Here is a 15876-nt window from a genome sequence, read left to right on the forward strand (position 1 = left end):
GATCAAGGCTTCAGGTTGCGGTTGATGGAGTAGGGCGCGGCGCAGGCCGCGGCGGCGGCGCGGATGGCGGGCGCCTCGAACAGGCCGGTGATGACGGCGATCGAGTCGGCGCCGGCCGCGGCCACCTGCGCCGCGTTCTCGGGCGTGATGCCGCCGATGGCGACCACCGCGGGGCGCGGCGCGTCGCGTTCCTCGACCAGCGCGCGGGCCTCGGTCAGGACCGACAGCGGCGCGCGCACGGTGTCCGGCTTGACGCGCGAGGCGAACATGGCGCCGAACGCGATGTAGTCGGCGCCGGCGTCGAGCAGCTCGCGGGCGCGGGCCAGGTCATCGTAGCTGGAGCCGCCCAGGATCAGGTCGGGGCCGGCCTCGGCGCGGATGCGGGCCAGGCTGTCGTCGTCGCGGCCGACATGGGCGCCGTCGGCGCCGACTTCCAGCGCCAGGCGCCAGTCGTCATTGATGAGGAACACCACGCCCAGCTCGCGGCACAGCGGCGCCAGGGCGCGCGCCTGCTCGGCGCGCACCGCGTCGGGCACGTCCTTGCGGCGCAGTTGCAGCGCCCGCATGCCGCCCTCGGCGGCCTGGCGCACCGCGCGCATCAGGCGCTCGGTGTCGTCCCATTCGGGGGTGACGCCGTACAGGCCGGCGGGAAAACGCAGGGCTTTCATTGCGGTTGGATCCGGTTGGGAATGCGCCGGCCCATGCCCGGCAGGAAGCTGGCGGCGACCGCCGCGTCGGCGTGGGCCAGGCCCTGGCGCACCGCCTCGGGCATTTCCAGGCCGCGCGCCAGCAGGGCGGTGATGGCGGTGGCCGCCAGGCCGCCGGCATCGCCGTTGCGGTCCGGGGGCGCCTGCCACGGCAGGGTGGTGGTCTGGCCGTTGGGGCCGAGCAGCACGTTGGCATGGTGGCCGGGCCGCTGCGGGCTGCCCAGCACCAGCACCCATTCGGCGCCGGCCGCCACCAGGGCGTGCATCGGCGACGGTGCGTCCCCGATATCGATGTCGCCGTCGGCATGCCATTGCGCCAGGCGCAGGTGTTCGACGATCAACAGGTCGGTCTGCGGCAGCACCAGCTCAAGAACGGCTGCCAGCAGATCGTCGGCCTCGTCCTCGTCGGCGGCGTCGGCCGGCACCTGGGCGCGCTGGCCCAGGTGCAGCACCAGCGGCACCTGGCTGTAATCGGCCGCTACCTGGGCGGCCACGCTTGCCGTTTCGGCGGTGTATAGTCCGCCCACCTTGATCGCCTGTACCGACATGTCTTCGAGCAGGCAGCGGGCCTGGTCGTCGAGCAGGTCGGGCGACACGGGATGGATTTCTTCGATGCCGGCGGTATCCTGCACGGTCAGCGCCGTGACGGCCGCCAAGCCATGACAGCCCAGGCGGGCGCAGGTGACGGCATCCGCGGGCAAGCCGTCGGCGCCCGAAGGATCGAGCGGGCCGAAGACCAAAACGAGAGGGGGAGTAACGGGGGCCACGTGGACAGCGCTAGAGTAAGGGTGCCCGGACTCAATTGCGAAGAATCAGGGGAACCCCTATTGGGTTTCGGTAAGATTGTCCCCATTCTAATGGATGCCTCCCGCCTTTGCCCCGTAGGGGGGACGACGGCAGGGATTTGATGTAAGAGAGAACTATGCGTACTTGGATGTGTCTGATTTGTGGCTGGGTCTACGACGAAGAGGCAGGCCTGCCCGACGAAGGCATCGCGCCCGGCACCCGCTGGGAAGACGTGCCGCCGAACTGGGTCTGTCCTGAATGCGGCGCCCGCAAAGAGGACTTCGAACTGATGGAAATCTGATCCGCAGCGCCGACGTATTCCGCCAAGGCTTGCAACGAGGGGAGGCCATGTCCACCCCGCGCTCCCGACGGGCCACGCCAGTGCGGCGGGCCCCCGGTTCTATCAGACTACCCACAGAGGGGTTGCCATGACGGAAAAACACCACGAAGAAACCACCACGCAGGCCGCCAACTTCGCCAACCAGTTCCTGATCGCCATGCCCGGCATGGTCGAGGGCAGCCTGGCCGGCTCGGTCATCTATATCTGCGAACACTCCGAACGCGGCGCGTTGGGCCTGGTCATCAACCGGCCCACGGACCTGACGCTCGGCACGCTGTTCGAGCGCATCGACCTGGCGCTGGAAATCGGCCCGGTCAAGGACACGCTGGTGTTCTTCGGCGGCCCGGTGCAGACCGACCGCGGCTTCGTGCTGCACGCGCCGGCCGGCGACTACAGCTCCAGCATCAAGCTGGGCGCCATGGCCCTGACCACCTCGCGCGACGTGCTGCAGGCCGTGGCCGACGGCAACGGCCCGGCCCGCATGCTGGTCACGCTGGGCTACGCCGGCTGGGGCGCCGGCCAGCTCGAAAGCGAGATGGGCCAGAACGCCTGGCTGTCGGTCGGCGCCGACGACCACATCATCTTCGACGTGCCGCCCGAGGATCGCTACCCCGCCGCGCTCAAGCTGCTGGGCATCGATCCCGTGATGCTGGCCGGCGACGCGGGCCATGCCTGAAGAAACCCTGCTGGCGTTCGACTTCGGCGAGAAGAAGATCGGCGTGGCCATCGGCAATACGCTGACGCGCCACGCGCGGCCGCTGGAAATCATCTTCAGCGAAGTGCGTGATGTGCGTTTCGCGCGCATCGAGGCGCTGCTGCGGGAATGGCAACCGCATCGCGTGGTGGTCGGCCTGGCGCTCGATGCCGATGGCGGCGAGCAGCCCGCCACCGCGCGCTGCCGCCGCTTCGCCAATCAGCTGCACGGCCGCTTCGGCGTCGCGGTGGAACTGGTCGACGAGCGCGGCTCCAGCATGGAGGCGCAACGCCTGCTTGGCACGCACGCGGCCGACGACGCCATGGCCGCGGCCGTCATCCTGCAACGCTACCTGGACAAGCCGCCGGCGCCTTGACGCCGACGCCGGCCCGCCCATGCTCAATCCGCAACTCGACCGCCGTGGCGAACTGATTCATCTGCTGACCACGGAAGGGTTGCCGCGCCGCCATGTCGAGCGGCTGCTCGACATGGCGGCGCGTTTTGCCGATGGCTCGCAGCCCGCCGCGCCCGCCGCCGACTTGCCATTGTTCCTGAGCCTGCCGGCCAGCGACATCGACCTGCGCCAGGGTTTCGAGGCTGCCGCCGGCCAGTTGGGCCTGCGGCCGGTGCCACTCGCGGGCAGCGCGGGCGTCGATGCGGGCGTGGATCGAGGCCATGGCGTGGGCGCCGGGGACCCGCCCTCGACGCATGCTCCCGCCGCGCCGTCGCCCGCCGCCGTTGCCGCCGGCCTGCCGGCTGGCATCCTGGTGCTGCGGCATCCCGCCAGCGGCGCGGCCGTCTGTGCCGCCGGCGCCCAGGCGCCGGGCCTGCGCATCATCAACGCTGGCGACGGCGCCCATGCCGACCCGCTGCCGGCCCTTGCCCGGGTGCAGGTAATGCTGCGCGCCAAGCGCGACCTGACCAACCTGGCCGTGGCGCTGGTGGGCGACATTCGCCATAGCGCCGTGGCTCGCAGCCTGATCCATGCCATGACCACGCTGGGCGTGCCGGAAGTGCGCGCCACCGCGCCGCGCACCCTGCTGCCCGATGGCCTGCCGCAACTGGGCGTACGGGCCTGCGGCACGCTGCGCGAATGCCTGACCGACGCCGATGTCGTGATCGTGCTGCCGCTGCGCGCCGAACGCATGAGCGGCGCGCTGCTGCCGTCGGCCCGGGACTACACGGCCGCCTGCGGACTGACGCCGGCCCGCCTGGCCGGGGCGAAAGCGGACGTCCTGCTGCTGCCCGCCGGCGGCTTGACGCCCGGCATCGAGATCGACGGCGACATCGGCGCCGGCCTGCCCGACACCGAGGCCAGCCTGGCGCGATCCGAACGCGATCTGCGCCTGGCCGCCCTGAGCGTGTTGGCAGGAGGCGCCGCATGAGGCTGCACATCGCCAACGGCCGCCTGATCGATCCGGCCCACGGCCGCGACGGCCAGCAAGACCTGTTCATTGCCCACGGCCGCGTGGTCGCGAGCGGCCAGGCGCCGGACGGCTTCCAGGCCGACCGGCGCATCGACGCGGCCGGCCTGGCCGTGTTGCCAGGCCTGGTGGACCTGTCGGCGCGCCTGCTGCGCCAGGACAGCGGCGCGCCGGCGGACTCGCGCCTGTCCAGCGCCGAGTTGCGCGCCGCCCTGGCTGGTGGCGTAACCACGCTGGCCATCCCCCCGGATGCCGACGCGCCGCTGGACGAGCCGGCCAAGATCGAGGCGCTGCTGCGCGAAGCGCCGTCCGGCCACGGCCGGGTGCTGCCGATCGGCGCGTTGACAGTCGGCCTGCGCGGCGAAACCCTGGCGGAAATGGGCCTGCTGGCGCAGGCGGGCTGCCTGGCGTTCTCGCCGGGCGAGTGCGGCATCGCCGATACGCGGGTGCTGTGGGGCGCCATGCGCTACGCCGCGGGGCTGGGCCTGGCATTGTGGCTGCGGCCGCAGGACCCATGGCTGGCGCAGGGCGCCGTGGTCGCCGCCGGCGCCTACGCCGACCGTCTCGGCCTGCCGGGCCTGCCGCCGCAGGCCGAGGTGCTGGCCCTGCAAACGATTTTCGAGCTGCAACGCGCCACGGGCGCGCGTGTGCATCTGTCGCGCCTGTCGACCGCCGGCGGCCTGGAACTGTTGCGCGCCGCGCGCCGCGAGGGACTGCCGGTCAGCGCGGACGTTTCGGCCAACAGCCTGCACCTGACCGATGTGGACATCGGTTATTTCAATACCGATTTCCACCTGCGCCCGCCGCTGCGCGGCCAGCGCGACCGCGATGCGATCCAGGCGGCGTTGCGCGAGGGGCTGGTGGAGGCGCTGTGCTCGGATCACGCGCTGGTGGACGATGCGGGCAAGGCCCTGCCGTTTCCCTATTCGCAACCCGGCGCCACGGGCCTGGAATTGCTGCTGTCGCTGGCGCTGAAATGGGCCCGCGACAGCCGCCTGCCGCTGACGCAGGCGCTGGCCCGGGTGACCGCGGGGCCGGCAGCGGTGCTGCGTGGCCTGTCGCCGGGCTTGTCCGGCCTGGGCGAGCTGGGCGTGGGCGCGCCCGCGGATCTGTGCCTGGTGGACCTGGAGGCCGAATGGCTGGTGGCGCCCGGCGCCCTGCAAAGCCACAGCCGCCATACGCCGTTCGCGGGTATGATGCTGCCCGGCCGTGTCCGCGCCACCCTGGTGGGTGGCAACCCGGCCTGGGAGACCCCTGCTTGAAGCTGCTGCGCTTTGTCCTTCGCCTGATGCTGGTGGTGCCGTTGATCGTCTTCGGCCTGCTGTGCGTGGGCCTGGTGTATCCGCTGCTGCGCCCGAAGTCGCGGGCCTGGCTCAATCGAACCTGGTCGCGCTGCCTGATGGCGGCCTGTGGCCTGCGGGTCGTCTTCAAGGGCGAGCCGCGCATGACGGGTCCAGTACTGCTGGTGGCGAACCACGTTTCCTGGATCGACATCTTCGTGCTGAATTCGGCGCGGGCAACGTCGTTCGTGGCCAAGAGCGAGATCCGCAGCTGGCCGGTGATCGGCTGGCTGGTGGCGGGCGCGGGCACGCTGTTCATCGAACGCGGCCAACGCCACGCGGTGCACGCGATGGGCGAGTCGATGCAGGCGCGCTTCAAGCTGGGCGACGCGGTGGGCCTGTTCCCGGAAGGCACGACCAGCGAGGGTTTCACGCTGCGCCCGTTCCACGCCAGCCTGTTCGAACCGGCCCGCGCGGCGGCGGTCGAGATCCAGCCGGTGGCGCTGCGCTTCCTGCAACACGGCGAACGCAGCGGTTTCGCGGCGTTCGTGGGGGAGGAAACGCTGGTGGCGAATCTGTGGCGGGTGATGGGGACGACGGGGCTGTCGGTGGAGGTGGTGTTCTTGCCGGTATTGGCGGCGAAGCATGCCGATGGGACGTTGCCGACGCGGTTGGAACTGTCGCATCAGGCTCGGGATGCGATTCAGGCGGTGCTTTGAGGTTTTTGTTGCTGCGGGCTTGGGGGGGGTGATTCTTGCTTGTGGCGGGTTGTGTGTTTTTCTTGGCGTCGGCGTTGTGCTTCGTAGGTCGCCCCTCGGTCGGGCGGACCCGGTGGCGGGCGCCCACGATTGCGGTCCGGAGCGTTCGCTCCGGACTGCCCCATCCTCATCCTCGTCCTCGCCTTCGGCGACTCCTTCGGATTCCGTCGGGCGCATCGAGGTTGCCCGCCACCGGGTCCGCCCGCCCGAGGGGCTACGCGTATCTAGGCTTGTCGCGCTGCTAGACCTGTGTGCAGGGAATGGAATCTACAGGGCTGCCCATCGCGGCCGCGCGGGCGGCCACGATGGGCGTCTGTGCATTTGAAAGTGTTGCGGGTGCGCTGCGCGCCGGTGACGAGCAGTTTTCTAATGATTCCGCACGTCAAGGGGAGGGGCGGTGGTGGTCGGCGCGGCATAAGGCATGTTGCGCGGGACGACCTCTCGCGCCGACCACAAACCGTTGTGATGCCAACGGGCTTTCACTAGCAAACGATTTGGTCTCTCCCACACGCGAGAGCGCCATCACCCCGACGCAAGACATCGCGTAAGCCGCAAAAGGCCGCCCGCGCGGCCGGCTTGCGGCGGGCCCCGCAAGACCCTCCTCTCCAGCTCCGACGTGCGCCAACACGCCAAGCACACCGCTCGCCCCAGAGACCGCCATTACGTCTCATCGCGAGCGCGTGGCGGGGTCGGTGGGGGATGGCGGGGCGTGTAGATGCGCCCGGCGGAAACCGTAGGGAGCCGAAGGCGTACGAGGTTGAGCCCGGGGAAGTCCGGAGCGAACGCTCCGGACCGCAATCGTAGCCCCGCCATCCCCCACCGACCCCGCCACGCGCGCCTCAAGAACCCAACCCCGCGACACAAAAAACCCCCGCCTTAATGCCGCCCATTAGAAGAAAAATCACAACAACTACGCGCCACCTCCGCCACACTCTCACAAAACGCATCATCAGCCCCCTTCCGGTACATCGCGCAGTACACCGATTGCGGCGCCGCGGTGCTGGTCCGCGCTATCACCAGTTGCCTGGCGCTCACCATCTCCGCGAAATAATCCCGCGGCAGGCAGCTCACCCCGAAGCCGGCCGCGGTCAGGCCCGCCATGGCGATCAGGCTGTTGATGGTGAACATGTTGCTGGCCGGCGTATGGGGCTTGAGCCAGCCGTCGTAGATCATGTTCAGGCCCGACTCGCGGCTTTGCCGCAACAGCGGCAGGGCGGCGATGTCGGCGGGGGTGTAGACACGGCTCGGGTCGATCATGTCGGGGCTGCCCATCCAGGCGAACTCCAGCCGCTGCAGCGCCACGACCTGCAGCCCGGGCTCGGCGAATTCGCCGTGCAGGAATGCCATGTCCAATTGCCCGGCCTGCAATCGCTTCTGCAGGTCCGCGCCCAGGTCGATATGCGGCTCCAGCGTGATGCGCGGATAGTGCGCGCGCAGCAGGCGGATCAGGGCCGGCAGCCAGGTCATCGCGGTGATCTCGGTGATGCCGAAGCGGAACGTGCCGGTCAGCGTGTGCTGGCCCTTCAGGCGCACCAGCAGCCGGTCGCGGTGGCCCAGCATTTCCTCGGCCAGCGCATAGACCTCGTGGCCGCGCGCGGTCAGTTCGGCGCGGTGCCCGGAGCGGTCGAACAGGGCCACGTCGAAGTCCGCCTCCAGCTCCTGGATGCGCTTGGTGATGGCCGACTGGGTGGTGTGCAGCTTCTGCGCCGACGCCGAGAACGTGCCCAGGCGCACGGTCCAGTAGAGCGCCTCGATCTGTTTGAAGGTCAGCATGCGGGGTTCCGCGAGACAGTCTGATTCATTCCGAAATTTCCGATAAGGGCTAACCCCTATATTCCTAAAAGGGATGAAGTTCGTGGAAATTTAATCCCTTTTTCGGATTGCCGAAAGCGCCGACCATTCGGTCTGACTCATTCGATTCAGGACTACGCAGACCGCCATGGCCACCCTCATCACCGGCACGCGCATATTGCCGGCCGCTCCCGTTGCCCCCGACTCCATCCTGCAGGCGCTGGCCGGCATCGTCACGCCGCATCTCAGCGACAACCTGGCGCGCCGCGAAGGCATCGCCGGGCTGCATCGCTACAACCGCGCCGGCAAGCTGGTCGGCACCGCCCTCACCGTCAAGACCCGGCCGGGCGATAACCTGATGATCTACAAGGCCATGATGCAGGTGCAGCCCGGCCACGTGCTGGTGGTGGACGCCGGCGGCGACCTGTCCAACGCCGTGCTGGGCGAGATCATGAAACGCTACCTGCAGGCGCACGGCTGCGCCGGCGTGGTGGTGGACGGCGCCATTCGCGACGTCGGTGCGTTCGAGGCCGACGCGTTTCCCTGCTATGCGCGCGGCCACATCCACCGCGGCCCCTACAAGGACGGCCCGGGCGAGGTCAACGTGCCCGTGTCCATCGGCGGCCAGGTGATCCACCCCGGCGACATCGTCGTGGGCGACGAGGACGGCCTGGTGAGTTTCGCGGCCGACGAGGCGCCTGCGCTGATCGCGGCGGCGCGCGCGCATGCCGACAAGGAGGCGCGCATCATGGCCGAGATCGACGCCGGCGCGCGTACGCAAAGCTGGATGCAGGCTGCCTTCGCCGCCAAGGGGCTGGCATGAACGGCGCCGATACGGAGTTCCTGGCGGCGCGCGCCCGCGCCATCAAGCCTTCGCCCAGCATGGCGGCCAAGACCCGGGTGGACCAATTGCGGGCGCAGGGGCGCGACATCATCGACTTCACCGTGGGCGAGCCAGACCTGCCGACACCGCCGCACATCGTGCAGGCCGGCATCGATGCGCTGAACAGCGGCGACATCCGCTACACCGCGTCGGCCGGCTCGCGGCCGCTGCTGGAAGCGGCGCGCGCCAAGTTCCAGCGCGAGAACGGGCTGGATTACGCGCTTGACGAACTGATCGTCGGCGTGGGCGCCAAGCAACTGCTCTATACCGCGCTGGCCGCCACCGTGCAGGCCGGCGACGAGGTCATCATTCCCGCGCCGTACTGGGTCTCGTATCCCGACATGGTGTTGGTCAATGACGGCACGCCGGTGGTGGTGGCGTGCCCGGAGGCCGACGGCTTCAAGCTCACGCCCGAGGCGCTGGAACGCGCCATCACGCCGCGCACCAAGTGGTTGCTGTTGAATACGCCATCCAATCCGACCGGCGCGATGTACAGCGCGGCGGAACTGCGCGCGCTGGCCGACGTGCTGGCGCGCCATCCCCAGGTCTGGCTGATGACCGACGAAATCTACGAACACCTGGCCTACGGCGACGCGCGCCATGCGTCGCCGGCCGCCGTCGCGCCGGAACTGGCAAGCCGCACGCTGACGATCAACGGCGTTTCCAAGGCCTACGCCATGACCGGCTGGCGCCTGGGCTATGCCGGCGGCCCCAAGACGCTGGTCAAGGCCATGGCCACGCTGATCTCGCAGAGCACCAGCTGCGTCAGCGCCATCAGCCAGGCCGCCGCGCGCGTGGCATTGAGCGCCGACCAGGCCTGCGTTGGCGAGGCCGCCGCCGTGTTCCACGCCCGCCGCGACCGCATCGTGACGCTGCTGGACGCGGTGCCGGGCATCCGCTGTCCGCGGCCGCAGGGCGCGTTCTACGTCTACCCCAACGTCGAGGGCCTGTTGGGACGACGCACGCCGGCCGGCGCGTTGATGCGCACCGACCTGGACGTGGTCATGTTCCTGCTGGACGAGGCCGGCGTCGCGGTGCTGGACGGCACGGCCTACGGCCTGTCGCCCTACCTGCGCCTGAGCTTCGCCACTTCGATGGACAACATCGAGGAAGGCTGTCGCCGCATCGCCCAGGCCTGCGGCCGGCTGACCTGAATCCGACGGCCCCGCGCAGGGGCCGCCATTGTTGGCAGTACCCATACCTATATTTCAAGGGAATCGACATGAAGCACTGGATCATCACCTGCGCGGCCGCCATCGGCCTGGCCGCCACCCTGGCGCCCGCGGCCCACGCGGACACGTTGCAGGACATCAAGGCGCGCGGCAAATTCATCTGCGGCACCATGGGCACGGCCGAACCGTTCAGCTTCCAGGACCCCAAGACCCGCGCCATCGTCGGCTACGAGGTCGACATGTGCCAGGCGGTGGCCGACAGCCTGGGCGTGCCGCTGGAACTCAAGCTGATCGCGGTCGAGGCCCGCATTACCGAACTGATCGCCGGCCGCGTCGACGTGGTCGCGGCCAACCTGGGCTGGAGCCCCGAGCGGGCGCAGCAGATCGACTATTCGCACCAGCATTTCGTGAGCCTGCAGAAGGTGCTGGCGCGTGAATCGGACAAGGACCTGAAGGCGCCCGCCGACCTGGCCGGCAAGCGCGTCAGCGCGGTGCGCGGCTCGTCGTCGGAACAAGGCGCGCGCAAGTTCATCCCCAACGTCGAGCCGGTGACCTTCAAGGACCCCAGCGGCGCCTTCCTGGCGTTGCAGCAGGGCAAGGTCAGCGGCTTTGTCGGCTCCGAGCTGATGCTGGTCAAGCTCAAGCAGCAGGCCGCGAGCAGCGCAGTGCCGGCCAAGATCCTCGAACCCGCGCTGTTCGTGGAGCCGTGGGGCATGGGCGTGCGCCGCGGCGATACCGCGATGCTGAACCAGGTGAACAAGGTGCTGGACGGCCTGGAAGCCTCGGGCAAGGCGACGCAGATCTTCGACAAGTGGTTCGGCGCCGGCACCCCGTTCAACATGAAGCGCGACTTCCGCATCGAAGCGATCAAGGGTTGACGCGCCGCGCGCGCCGGAGCCTTCGCCGATGCATTACGTCTTCGACTTCTCCGCCATCTTCCAGGGGGAGTACCCGGCCTGGCTGCTCAGGGGGCTCGTCACCACCCTGGCGCTGGCCGGACTGGCCTGGATTCTGGCGTTCCTGGTGGGCAGCCTGCTGGCGGTCATCCGCCTGACGGGCTCGCCCGTGGCCAACGCGTTGATCGCGCTGTACGTGGCCTTCCATCGCAACGTGCCGATGCTGGTGCACATCCTGTTCTGGTATTTCGGCGTGCCGGCCCTGTTGCCACAGGCCGCCACCGACTGGCTCAACACGCATGGCAGCGAGTTCATCCTGTCGTGCATCGCCATCGGCCTGGTGATGTCGGCCTATGTCTGCGAAGACCTGCGCAGCGCGGTGCGCGGCATCCCGCCGGGCCAGGTCGAGGCGGCGCGCGCGCTGGGCCTCGGTTTTCTGCGCACCATGCGCTGCGTGGTGCTGCCGCAGGCCTTCCGCATCGCCATCCCGCCGCTCTTGAACCAGACGCTGCTGCTGGTCAAGAACACCAGCCTGGCCATGGCCATCGGCGTGGCCGAGCTGACCGCCGCCGGCCGCGAGATCGAGAACTACACGTTCCGCACCTTCGAGGCCTACGCGGTGGTGACGGCGATCTACCTGCTGCTGTCGTTCCTGATCATGGGCGGCGGCGCGCTGCTGCAGCGGCGCTACCGTCCGCTGGGAGGCCATTGAATGTGGGATATCCTCAAAGACAACTGGCTGCTGCTGCTCATCGGCCAGTACCCGCATGGCCCGATCGGCGGCCTGGCCGCGACGCTGGGCCTGGCCGCCGTCAGCCTGGCGCTGGCCCTGCCTTGCGGCGTGCTGCTGGCGCTGGGCCGCATCAGCCCATACCGGGCGCTGCGCTGGCCGGCCTCGGCCATGGTGTACCTGGTGCGCGGCCTGCCGCTGCTGATGTTCATCTTCTGGGCCTACTTCTTCGTGCCGCTCATCATCGGCCGGCCGGTGGCGGGCACCACGACGATGGTGGTGGCGCTGGTGTGCTACGAAAGCGCCTACCTGGCCGAGATCATCCGCGCCGGCATCCAGGCGCTGCCCCCCGGCCAGCAGGAGGCCGGCCGCGCGCTCGGCCTGTCGTACATGCAGACCATGCGCCGGGTGATTCTGCCGCAGGCGCTCTACAACATGCTGCCCAGCATGCTGAGCCAGTTCGTCTCGACCGTGAAGGAAACCTCGCTGGCCTACGTGATCAGCGTGCAGGAACTGACGTACGCCGCCAACCAGATCAACAGCGTGCTGCTGACCAAACCGTTCGAAGTGTTCGCGTTGCTGGCGCTGACTTATTTCATCCTGAATTTCGGCCTGAGCGCCCTGGTGCACCTGACCGAAAAGCGCATCGGCAGCCGCCGCGCCGGCCGCGCACCCGTTCCCAAGGTGGTCCCGACATGATCCGATTTTCCGAAGTGCAGAAGTGGTACGGCGACTATCAGGCGCTGGCCGACGTGACCGCGCAGGTGCGCCGCGGCGAGGTGGTGGTGGTGTGCGGCCCGTCCGGATCGGGCAAGTCGACACTGATTCGCACCGTGAACCGATTGGAGCCTATCCAGAAGGGCGTGATCGAGGTCGATGGCCAGGACATCTACGGCGGCAAGGTGCACCTGGACACGCTGCGCAGCCACATCGGTTTCGTATTCCAGCAGTTCAACCTGTTTCCGCACCTGTCGGTGCTGGAGAACCTGATGCTGGCGCCGCTGCAACTGAAACGCGCCCGCCGTCCAGAGGCGCGCGAACGGGCGATGCAATTGCTCGACCGCGTTGGCCTGGCGCACAAGGCCGAGGCCTATCCGGCGCAGTTGTCCGGCGGGCAGCAGCAACGCGTGGCGATCGCGCGGGCGCTGGCGATGATTCCGCCGGTGATGCTGTTCGACGAGCCGACCAGCGCGCTGGATCCCGAGATGGTGGGCGAGGTGCTGCAGGTGATGAAGGGCCTGGCTCGCGACGGCATGACCATGGTGTGCGTGACGCACGAGATGGGGTTTGCGCGGGAGGTGGCCGATACGGTCTGGTTCATGGATGCGGGGCGGATTGTGGAGGTGGCTGGGCCGGAGGCGTTTTTCGGTCGGCCGGAGACGGAGCGGGCGCGGAAGTTTCTGGCTGAGATTCGGAGGTGAATGGGGTGTTGCGCTTGGGGTTGGGTTCTTGAGTCGCGCGTGGCGGGGTCGGTGGGGGATGGCGGGGCTACGATTGCGGTCCGGAGCGTTCGCTCCGGACTACCCCGGGCTCAACCTCGTCCGCCTTCGGCTCCCTACGGTTTCCGCCGGGCGCATCTACACGCCCCGCCATCCCCCACCGACCCCGCCACGCGCTCGCGATGAGACGTAATGGCGGTCTCTGGGGCGAGCGGTGTGCTTGGCGTGTTGGCGCACGTCGGAGCTGGAGAGGAGGGTCTTGCGGGGCCCGCCGCAAGCCGGCCGCGCGGGCGGCCTTTTGCGGCTTACACGGCGTCTTGCGTCGGGGTGATGGCGCTCTCGCGTGTGGGAGAGGCCGAATCGCTTGCTATTGAAAGCCTGTTGGCATCACGACGGTTTGTGGTCGGCGCGAGAGGTCGTCCCGCGCAACATGCCTGATGCCGCGCCGACCACCACCGCCCCTCCCCCTGACGTGCGGAATCATTAGAAAACCGCTCGCCGCCAGCGCGCAGCGCACCCGCAACACTTTCAAATGCACAGACGCCCATCGTGGCCGCCCGCGCGGCCGCGATGGGCAGCCCCGCAGATTCCATTCCCTGCACACAGGTCTAGCAGCGCGACAAGCCTAGACGCACGTAGCCCCTCGGGCGGGCGGACCCGGTGGCGGGCAACCTCGATGCGCCCGAGGGAATCCGAAGGCAGCCGCCGGCAGGCGGCAACGAGGATGACGAAGGGGGGGGCCGCCTAGGCAAGTCCGGAGCGAACGCTCCGGACCGCAATCGTGGGCGCCCGCCACCGGGTCCGCCCGCCCGAGGGGCGACCTACGAAGCACAACGACGACGCCAAAAAAACACCAAACCCCAAAGCAGCAGCAGAAAAAAACCGCCACCAAGCACAATCACTCAGCCAACGGATCCTGAAACTGCGAACACTTCACCTGCACCAGCTTCCGATCCTGCAACCGCAACGCCGTCAACGCCCCGCCCCATACGCATCCCGTATCCAGGCAGATCACATCCGGCCGCACCATCAGCCCCAGCGTCGACCAATGGCCGAACACCGTCGTCACGTTGCGCGTCGCGCGGTTCGGCACGTCGAACCACGGCACCAGCCCCGCCGGCCAGGCGCCCGGCGTCACCTTGGTCGCGAACTCCATATGGCCATTCGGCGTGCACAGGCGGATGCGCGTCAGCGCATTGATGATCACCCGCATCCGCTTGCCGCCCTTGTGGTCTTCCTTCCACGTGGCCGGCTCGTTGCCGTACATCTTCTGCAGCGCCTTCTGCCAGTTCGGGCCGCGCAGCGCATCCTGCACCTCGGCCGCCAGCGACAGCGTCTTGGCCACGTCCCACTTGGCCAGCGTGCCCGCGTGCACCATCAGGTGGTCCTGCTCGAAATGCGCCAGCGGCCGCGAGCGCAGCCAGTCGATCAGGTCGGCCGAATCCGGCGCCCGCAGGATCTCGTCCAGCGTGTCCGACTTGGACGGCTTGCGCACGCCCGCGGCGGCCGCCAGCAGGTGCAGGTCATGGTTGCCCAGCACCACCGTGGCGCGGTCGCCCAGGTCGATGATGCGGCGCAGGGTCGCCAGCGATTGCGGGCCACGGTTGACCAGGTCTCCGGCGAACCAGAAGCGCGACTTCGGATCGCCGACCAGTTCGGGGTGGGACAGCAAGCGATCCAGCGGCGAGCAGCAACCTTGCACGTCGCCGATCATCCAGATATTGCCGTTCATGCGGGACTCTTGCTCCAGGGCCAACGTTGTTGGACGATACGGGTGATGGTGTGGCGGTACTCCATGTAGCTCATGGCGCCCAGCGCCAGGGCCATGGCGCCGATGTTCGGCCCCAGGGCGGTGAGCCAGGGCGGCCACTTGCCCAGCATGCCTACGTTCAGCGCCAGCTGGTTGAGCATGAAGAAGCCCACGCCCAGCAGGATGCCGATGAACACCTTGGCGCCCACGCCGCCACGGCGCGTCTGCATCAGGCCGATGGGGGCGGCGATGGTGATCATCACCAGCAACGTGAACGGATACGCCAGTTTGCGCCACAAGGCGACCACCTGTCGACCATATTGCAGCTGGTTGTTGCGCAAATAATCCACATAGTCCAGCAGCGTCACGATCGACATGCGCTCGGGGGTCAGGACCCGCGCCAGCAGGCGTTCCGCGCTCAGGGTGGTGTCCACCGTGCGCTCGGGCACCTTGACCACCACCGCCGGGGGATTCTTGGGCGGACGGGCGTCGGCCAGCGTTTCGGCGGCGTTGTCGTCCAGGCGGGTTTCCGAGACGTCCTTGAGGACCAGGTCGCCGTGGGCGAACAGGCCATTGGGCGCGGTCGACAGCACCGACAGCGTCAGGTCCTTCTTGAATTCGTAGAGGGTGACGCCGGTGACCTGGCCGTCGCCCTGCAGCGCGGCGATGTTGATGATGCGGGTGCCGCCGTTGGCCGTGGGTTCCTTGAACCAGTAGCCGCTGTTCAGGCGGTCGCCGCCGGCCTTGCCGCGGAACATCAGGTTGGCCTCGCCGGATTTCATCTCGGCCCAGGGGGTGACGTACTCGGACAGCAGGGCGGCCCCGATCATCAGCGGGATGGTGACGATCCAGAGCATGCGCAGCAGGCGCATGCCGCTGACGCCCGAGACCCGCAGGATCACCAGCTCGTTGCGCTGGGCCAGGCCGGCCAGGGCCAGGATGGCGCCGATCAGCAGGCCGATGGGCAGCAGGTCGTAAAGTCGGGTCGGGATGGCCAGCGCCTGCATGTACAGCAGGGCCATCATGGAGAACTTGTCACCCACGTTGTCCAGGTCGTCCACCAGTGCGAAGAACGTGAAAAGACCCAGCAGGGCCATAAGGACCACTGCGCAAGAGCGATAGATCTCGCGGGCCAGGTAGCGACGGGCGGTACGCATGTAAGGGACGAAGGAGCGCGTAAACGTGAAAGCTTAACAAATCCGGCCGCCCAAGGTGGGCGGGAACCG

At 68.6% G+C, this 15876-nt stretch carries 17 protein-coding genes; 12 read left to right on the forward strand and 5 right to left on the reverse strand.

The genetic code is table 11. The features are described from left to right. Positions 1-2 precede the first annotated feature (2 nt). Together thiE and ACVN9Z_RS10140 are read right to left on the reverse strand one after the other, a co-directional pair. Entirely contained in the window at positions 3-668 is a 666-nt protein-coding gene (gene thiE / locus ACVN9Z_RS10135; RefSeq protein WP_049053523.1) for a thiamine phosphate synthase, read from the reverse strand. Beyond that, positions 665-1510 (reverse strand): bifunctional hydroxymethylpyrimidine kinase/phosphomethylpyrimidine kinase, encoded by an 846-nt coding sequence (locus ACVN9Z_RS10140; protein WP_349675236.1) that lies wholly within the window; start codon positions 1508-1510, stop codon positions 665-667. Before ACVN9Z_RS10140 ends, thiE begins: the two co-directional genes overlap by 4 nt. Positions 1511-1629: 119 nt before the next feature. On the opposite strand from ACVN9Z_RS10140, the gene ACVN9Z_RS10145 reads away from it, so the two are divergent. From ACVN9Z_RS10145 to ACVN9Z_RS10170, 6 genes are all read left to right on the forward strand, one after another. Further along, positions 1630-1794 (forward strand): rubredoxin, encoded by a 165-nt coding sequence (locus ACVN9Z_RS10145; protein WP_003814980.1) that lies wholly within the window; start codon positions 1630-1632, stop codon positions 1792-1794. 127 nt (positions 1795-1921) lie between these two features. After that, entirely contained in the window at positions 1922-2509 is a 588-nt protein-coding gene (locus ACVN9Z_RS10150; protein WP_006388575.1) for a YqgE/AlgH family protein, read from the forward strand. Then, on the forward strand, positions 2502-2903 hold the full coding sequence (ruvX, locus tag ACVN9Z_RS10155; protein ID WP_006388576.1) for a Holliday junction resolvase RuvX: 402 nt from the start codon (positions 2502-2504) through the stop codon (positions 2901-2903). The genes ACVN9Z_RS10150 and ruvX overlap by 8 nt, the downstream gene beginning before the upstream one ends. A gap of 19 nt (positions 2904-2922) precedes the next feature. Continuing rightward, entirely contained in the window at positions 2923-3912 is a 990-nt protein-coding gene (locus ACVN9Z_RS10160) for an aspartate carbamoyltransferase (protein WP_238878912.1), read from the forward strand. Beyond that, positions 3909-5213, forward strand: a complete 1305-nt coding sequence (locus ACVN9Z_RS10165) for a dihydroorotase (RefSeq protein WP_458213365.1) — start codon at positions 3909-3911, stop codon at positions 5211-5213. The genes ACVN9Z_RS10160 and ACVN9Z_RS10165 overlap by 4 nt, the downstream gene beginning before the upstream one ends. Continuing rightward, positions 5210-5950: a lysophospholipid acyltransferase family protein gene (locus ACVN9Z_RS10170; RefSeq protein ID WP_006388579.1), complete on the forward strand. Its 741-nt coding sequence runs from the start codon at positions 5210-5212 to the stop codon at positions 5948-5950. The genes ACVN9Z_RS10165 and ACVN9Z_RS10170 overlap by 4 nt, the downstream gene beginning before the upstream one ends. A 915-nt stretch (positions 5951-6865) precedes the next feature. On the opposite strand, the gene ACVN9Z_RS10175 is transcribed toward ACVN9Z_RS10170, so the two are convergent. After that, positions 6866-7762 (reverse strand): LysR family transcriptional regulator, encoded by an 897-nt coding sequence (locus ACVN9Z_RS10175; RefSeq protein WP_006388580.1) that lies wholly within the window; start codon positions 7760-7762, stop codon positions 6866-6868. Between the two features lie 166 nt (positions 7763-7928). On the opposite strand from ACVN9Z_RS10175, the gene ACVN9Z_RS10180 reads away from it, so the two are divergent. The 6 genes from ACVN9Z_RS10180 (at position 7929) to ACVN9Z_RS10205 (ending at position 12882) form a co-directional block, all read left to right on the forward strand. After that, positions 7929-8603 carry an RraA family protein gene (locus ACVN9Z_RS10180; RefSeq protein ID WP_006388581.1) on the forward strand — a complete coding sequence of 225 codons (675 nt, stop codon included), beginning with the start codon at positions 7929-7931 and terminating at the stop codon, positions 8601-8603. Then, positions 8600-9817: an aminotransferase class I/II-fold pyridoxal phosphate-dependent enzyme gene (locus ACVN9Z_RS10185; protein WP_054449451.1), complete on the forward strand. Its 1218-nt coding sequence runs from the start codon at positions 8600-8602 to the stop codon at positions 9815-9817. The genes ACVN9Z_RS10180 and ACVN9Z_RS10185 overlap by 4 nt, the downstream gene beginning before the upstream one ends. Before the next feature lie 68 nt (positions 9818-9885). After that, positions 9886-10713, forward strand: coding sequence for an ABC transporter substrate-binding protein (locus tag ACVN9Z_RS10190; RefSeq protein ID WP_458213366.1), 828 nt, complete (start codon positions 9886-9888; stop codon positions 10711-10713). A gap of 28 nt (positions 10714-10741) precedes the next feature. Then, entirely contained in the window at positions 10742-11443 is a 702-nt protein-coding gene (locus tag ACVN9Z_RS10195; RefSeq protein ID WP_020925284.1) for an amino acid ABC transporter permease, read from the forward strand. After that, positions 11444-12160 (forward strand): amino acid ABC transporter permease, encoded by a 717-nt coding sequence (locus ACVN9Z_RS10200; RefSeq protein ID WP_020925283.1) that lies wholly within the window; start codon positions 11444-11446, stop codon positions 12158-12160. Then, positions 12157-12882 (forward strand): amino acid ABC transporter ATP-binding protein, encoded by a 726-nt coding sequence (locus tag ACVN9Z_RS10205; protein WP_458213367.1) that lies wholly within the window; start codon positions 12157-12159, stop codon positions 12880-12882. The genes ACVN9Z_RS10200 and ACVN9Z_RS10205 overlap by 4 nt, the downstream gene beginning before the upstream one ends. 916 nt (positions 12883-13798) lie before the next feature. Here the strand turns inward: ACVN9Z_RS10205 and ACVN9Z_RS10210 are convergent. Together ACVN9Z_RS10210 and lptG are read right to left on the reverse strand one after the other, a co-directional pair. After that, positions 13799-14632 (reverse strand): symmetrical bis(5'-nucleosyl)-tetraphosphatase, encoded by an 834-nt coding sequence (locus ACVN9Z_RS10210; protein WP_458213368.1) that lies wholly within the window; start codon positions 14630-14632, stop codon positions 13799-13801. Next, positions 14629-15807, reverse strand: coding sequence for an LPS export ABC transporter permease LptG (lptG, locus tag ACVN9Z_RS10215; protein WP_006388589.1), 1179 nt, complete (start codon positions 15805-15807; stop codon positions 14629-14631). The genes ACVN9Z_RS10210 and lptG overlap by 4 nt, the downstream gene beginning before the upstream one ends. Positions 15808-15876 lie beyond the last annotated feature (69 nt).

It is taken from the genome of Achromobacter sp. KK8, from assembly GCF_054188005.1.

What these genes read in the sequence shown, in the direction of transcription:
- thiE (WP_049053523.1), bottom strand. Translation starts at nt 668, where the DNA reads ATGAAAGCCCTGCGTTTTCCCGCCGGCCTGTACGGCGTCACCCCCGAA.
- ruvX (WP_006388576.1), top strand. Translation starts at nt 2,502, where the DNA reads ATGCCTGAAGAAACCCTGCTGGCGTTCGACTTCGGCGAGAAGAAGATC.
- ACVN9Z_RS10180 (WP_006388581.1), top strand. Translation starts at nt 7,929, where the DNA reads ATGGCCACCCTCATCACCGGCACGCGCATATTGCCGGCCGCTCCCGTT.
- lptG (WP_006388589.1), bottom strand. Translation starts at nt 15,807, where the DNA reads ATGCGTACCGCCCGTCGCTACCTGGCCCGCGAGATCTATCGCTCTTGC.
- ACVN9Z_RS10200 (WP_020925283.1), top strand. Translation starts at nt 11,444, where the DNA reads ATGTGGGATATCCTCAAAGACAACTGGCTGCTGCTGCTCATCGGCCAG.
- ACVN9Z_RS10190 (WP_458213366.1), top strand. Translation starts at nt 9,886, where the DNA reads ATGAAGCACTGGATCATCACCTGCGCGGCCGCCATCGGCCTGGCCGCC.
- ACVN9Z_RS10195 (WP_020925284.1), top strand. Translation starts at nt 10,742, where the DNA reads ATGCATTACGTCTTCGACTTCTCCGCCATCTTCCAGGGGGAGTACCCG.
- ACVN9Z_RS10185 (WP_054449451.1), top strand. Translation starts at nt 8,600, where the DNA reads ATGAACGGCGCCGATACGGAGTTCCTGGCGGCGCGCGCCCGCGCCATC.
- ACVN9Z_RS10205 (WP_458213367.1), top strand. Translation starts at nt 12,157, where the DNA reads ATGATCCGATTTTCCGAAGTGCAGAAGTGGTACGGCGACTATCAGGCG.
- ACVN9Z_RS10165 (WP_458213365.1), top strand. Translation starts at nt 3,909, where the DNA reads ATGAGGCTGCACATCGCCAACGGCCGCCTGATCGATCCGGCCCACGGC.
- ACVN9Z_RS10160 (WP_238878912.1), top strand. Translation starts at nt 2,923, where the DNA reads ATGCTCAATCCGCAACTCGACCGCCGTGGCGAACTGATTCATCTGCTG.
- ACVN9Z_RS10150 (WP_006388575.1), top strand. Translation starts at nt 1,922, where the DNA reads ATGACGGAAAAACACCACGAAGAAACCACCACGCAGGCCGCCAACTTC.
- ACVN9Z_RS10210 (WP_458213368.1), bottom strand. Translation starts at nt 14,632, where the DNA reads ATGAACGGCAATATCTGGATGATCGGCGACGTGCAAGGTTGCTGCTCG.
- ACVN9Z_RS10145 (WP_003814980.1), top strand. Translation starts at nt 1,630, where the DNA reads ATGCGTACTTGGATGTGTCTGATTTGTGGCTGGGTCTACGACGAAGAG.
- ACVN9Z_RS10175 (WP_006388580.1), bottom strand. Translation starts at nt 7,762, where the DNA reads ATGCTGACCTTCAAACAGATCGAGGCGCTCTACTGGACCGTGCGCCTG.